Below are 3,688 nucleotides of genomic sequence, written 5' to 3'. Positions count from 1 at the left end.
TCACGTCGGCGTCGGCTATAAGGGCCTCAACGTGCTGGAATCCGCCGACCTGCGCGACGGCATCAAGACCTATTCGAACTGGCCGACGATTCCGCAACTCTACGTCAAGGGCGAGTTCGTCGGCGGCTGCGATATCATCCGCGAGATGTTCCAGGCCGGCGAGCTGCAGACGCTGCTGGCCGACAAGGGCGTCATCGCCGCCGCACCGGCCGCCTGATCTCCCGTTCGCTGGACGCGGAGCAGCGATGCTTTGCATCGCCACTGCACCGCGTCCGGGAAACGAACCCCTCGGCGGTTTCCGCGTTTCACCCCCATGACCCAGACACGGACCATCGGCACGGCGACGCTGGACGTCGTCGTCGCCGACATCACCACGCTTCGCGTTGACGCCATCGTCAACGCCGCCAATGCGTCGCTGCTCGGCGGCGGCGGCGTCGATGGCGCCATCCACCGCGCGGCGGGGGCGGAATTGCTGGCCGAGTGCCTCAAGCTGAATGGCTGCGCCACCGGCGATGCCAAAATCACCCGTGGTTATAAGTTACCGTCGAAATATGTCATCCACGCGGTCGGGCCGGTGTGGCACGGCGGCGGTGACGGCGAGGACGAGGCGCTGGCGTCGTGCTATCGCCGGGCCATCGAACTGTGCCCGGAACATCATATTTCCTCCGTGGCCTTTTCCGCGATCTCGACCGGCGTCTACGGCTTTCCGGCGGAGCGTGCAGCGACCATCGCGGTGCGCACGGTAATCGCGGCGCTACCGGCCGCTCCTTCCGTTAGCTCCGTGACCTTCTGCTGCTTCTCGGAAGCGAGCGCGAAGTTGCACGCGCAGGCGCTGGCCGACGCGTCGTCGTCCTCAAACCGCCAGCGATGAGGCCCCTTGTACGAACCTCTTCCGCCGCTAAAGTTGACGTCGTCCGGCGGAAGGGATGACGATGATTTTACCAGCTGCGATGCGCGTGCTGTTGTGCGGGGCGCTGTTGCTCGCGGCCGGGCCGGCGTCGGCCGAGGACCGTTTCGCCGCCGAGGGCACTTTCGAGATGCCCGCCGGCGCGCATTTTTCACATTCGAAGCTGGAAAAAATCGGCGAGTTCTTCCGCCAGCAGATTGTCGATGGCAAGATTCCCGGCGCCATCGTGCTGATCCAGCAGCATGGCAAGCCGGTGTACCGGGAATTCTTCGGCGTCCGCGATCCCGACACCAACGCGCCGATGACCGACGACACGATCTTCCGGCTGCATTCCATGACCAAGCCGATCACCTCGTTCGCCGCGATGACGCTGATCGACGAGGGCAAGCTCAAGCTCGACGATCCCGTCTCGAACTACATTCCGTCGTTCGCCTCCGCCAAGGTTGGCGTCGAGAAGAAACTCGACAATGGCCAGAAGGCGCTGGAGATCGTTCCTCCCATCCGGCCGGTCACCATCCGCGACCTGCTGCTGCATACGTCGGGCATCACCTACGGCTTCTACGGCGAAAGCCTCGTACGGCGTGCTTACGGCAATGCGCAGATCTATGACGGCGATTTCGACAACCGGGAATTTGCCGACCGCATCGCGCAGCTGCCGCTCGAGCACCAGCCGGGCACGCTGTGGGACTACGGCCATTCGACCGACATTCTCGGCCGGGTCATCGAGGTCGTGTCGGGCCAGTCGCTGCTCGGTTTCGAGCAGCAAAAGTTCCTGGGGCCGCTCGGCATGAAGGACACCGGCTTCTTCGTGAAGGAGAAGGCCAGGGAGGCCATGCTGGCGAAGCCGATGGCCTGGGACCGCGACTTCCGCACCGGGCGGCAGAACCGGCCGGACACCTACCGGAAATGGGAATCCGGCAGCGGCGGCATGGTCTCGACGCTGGCGGACTATACGAAGTTCGCGCAGATGCTGCTCAACGGCGGCGAGTACGACGGCCGTCGCTACATGTCGGCCGCGACCTTCAAGGACATGACCACCGATCATATCGGCAAGGATTCCGGCGTCGCGCGCGACGCGCTGTACTTTCCCGGTGACGGCTTCGGCTTCGGCTATGGCTTTGCCGTGCGTACCGATGCGGGGAATGCCAAGCCGCCGCCGCCGGGCTCGCTGGGCGAGTTGAAGTGGGACGGCGCCAGCGGCTGCTACTTCATCATCGATCCCAAGCAGGATTTCTTTTTCATCCTTCTTGAGCAGACGCCGTCGGAACGGCAGCGCATCCAGAGGTCACTGAAATTGCTGGTCTATGAAGCGCTGGAAAACTAGCCGCCGCGCGGTTCTGCTCGGACTGTTCGCCGCCGGCTGCGCCGTCGCGGCGCGCGCCGAAGTGTCGGTCGCAAGGAAGGTCTCACCATCAAAGATCGCGGCGCTCAACGACTACTTCGGCCAAGAGATCGCCTCCGGAAAAATCCCCGGCGCCATCGTGCTGGTGCAGCAGCACGGCCGGCCGGTTTTCTTCGAAGCGTTTGGCAAGCGCGACGTCGCCAGCCCGATGACGCCGGACGCGATCTTCCGGTTGTACTCCATGACCAAGCCGATCACCTCGGTGGCGGCGATGATGCTGGTGGAAGACGGCACGCTGAAGCTCGACGATCCCGTCTCGAAATTCATTCCGGCGTTTGCCGAAACCAAAGTCGGCGTCGATATGAAAACCGGCGACGAGCACGGCACCTCGGCCTTCGTAGCCTTGCATCGCCCGATCACCATCCTCGATCTGCTGCGCCATACCTCCGGCATCACCTACGGTTTTTACGGCGACGATCCGACGCGCCGCCGCTATGCGCGGCTCGATTTGGCCGACAACGATTACGACAACGCCGCATGGGCCGACCGCATCGCGCATTTGCCGCTGGCCGAACAGCCCGGCACGCTGTGGGACTACGGCCACTCCACCGATGTTCTCGGCCGCGTCATCGAGGTGGTCTCCGGGAGGTCGCTGTACGCATTCCTGAAGGCGCGCCTGCTGGATCCGCTGGGCATGGTGGACACGTCGTTCTACATCACCGATCCCTTGAAACGTCAGCGCATCGCCGAACCGTTGCCGCACGACCGCATGATCGGTCCGGTGGTCGGCATGCACGACCCCTTCCACGTCAAGCGCTGGGAGGCCGGCGGCTCCGGCCTGGTCGGGACGATCGCGGACTATGCGCGGTTCTGCCAGATGCTGCTGAACGGCGGCGTGTTCGAGGGCCGGCGCTATCTCCAGGCGGAAACGGTGGCGCTGATGACGGCCGACCATGTCGGGCCAGGTAGCGGCGTGCAGCGCGACTACTACTACTTCCCGGGCGCCGGCAGCGGCTACGGCCTCGGCTTCGCGGTACGCACGAGGGAACTCGCCAGCGAGCCCGGGCCGGTCGGGGAATATCGCTGGGACGGCGTCGGCGGCACGTTCTTCTGGATCGATCCGAAGGACAACCTGTTCGTCATCGTGATGATGCAGGCGCCCTCGCAACGCGTGCGCGTCGAGGGCGACGTGCGCAAGTTTGTATATGAGGCGATGGAGTAGAACACTGTCATTCCGGGATGCACGTCGGACGGCGAAGCCGGCCAACGTTCAGACCCGGAATCCCGAGATGTTCAGCTATATCGAGATTCCGGGTTCGCGCGCAGCTCACGCTGCGCACGCCCCGGAATGACAGTCATCTCAACAAAAAAGGCCCCGGAAATCCGGGGCCTTTTTCGCGTCGTCGCTAAAACTTAGCGCGAATAGAATTCGACGATCA

The 3,688-nt window shown here is 64.0% G+C and carries 4 protein-coding genes; all 4 read left to right on the top strand.

The features are described 5' to 3' along the window. A partial coding sequence (locus tag JWR89_RS05360; protein WP_299712689.1) for a glutaredoxin domain-containing protein occupies positions 1-217 on the top strand: 217 nt, incomplete at its 5' end. A gap of 96 nt (positions 218-313) precedes the next feature. Then, entirely contained in the window at positions 314-871 is a 558-nt protein-coding gene (locus JWR89_RS05355) for an O-acetyl-ADP-ribose deacetylase (RefSeq protein ID WP_299712686.1), read from the top strand. Between the two features lie 61 nt (positions 872-932). Further along, the gene (locus tag JWR89_RS05350) at positions 933-2,231 is read left to right on the top strand and encodes a serine hydrolase domain-containing protein (protein ID WP_299712683.1); all 1,299 of its coding nucleotides are present in this window, start codon (positions 933-935) and stop codon (positions 2,229-2,231) included. Further along, entirely contained in the window at positions 2,212-3,471 is a 1,260-nt protein-coding gene (locus tag JWR89_RS05345) for a serine hydrolase domain-containing protein (RefSeq protein WP_299712680.1), read from the top strand. Before JWR89_RS05350 ends, JWR89_RS05345 begins: the two co-directional genes overlap by 20 nt. Positions 3,472-3,688 lie beyond the last annotated feature (217 nt).

The organism is Tardiphaga sp., assembly GCF_028290785.1.
Taxonomy (GTDB): Bacteria; Pseudomonadota; Alphaproteobacteria; order Rhizobiales; family Xanthobacteraceae; genus Tardiphaga.
Note: the sequence above shows the minus strand (reverse complement) of the source record. Positions and strands in the feature narration are given on the sequence as shown.

Excerpts from the sequence above, each read along its gene's own strand:
- JWR89_RS05355 (WP_299712686.1), top strand. The coding sequence starts at position 314 with ATGACCCAGACACGGACCATCGGCACGGCGACGCTGGACGTCGTCGTC.
- JWR89_RS05350 (WP_299712683.1), top strand. The coding sequence starts at position 933 with ATGATTTTACCAGCTGCGATGCGCGTGCTGTTGTGCGGGGCGCTGTTG.
- JWR89_RS05345 (WP_299712680.1), top strand. The coding sequence starts at position 2,212 with ATGAAGCGCTGGAAAACTAGCCGCCGCGCGGTTCTGCTCGGACTGTTC.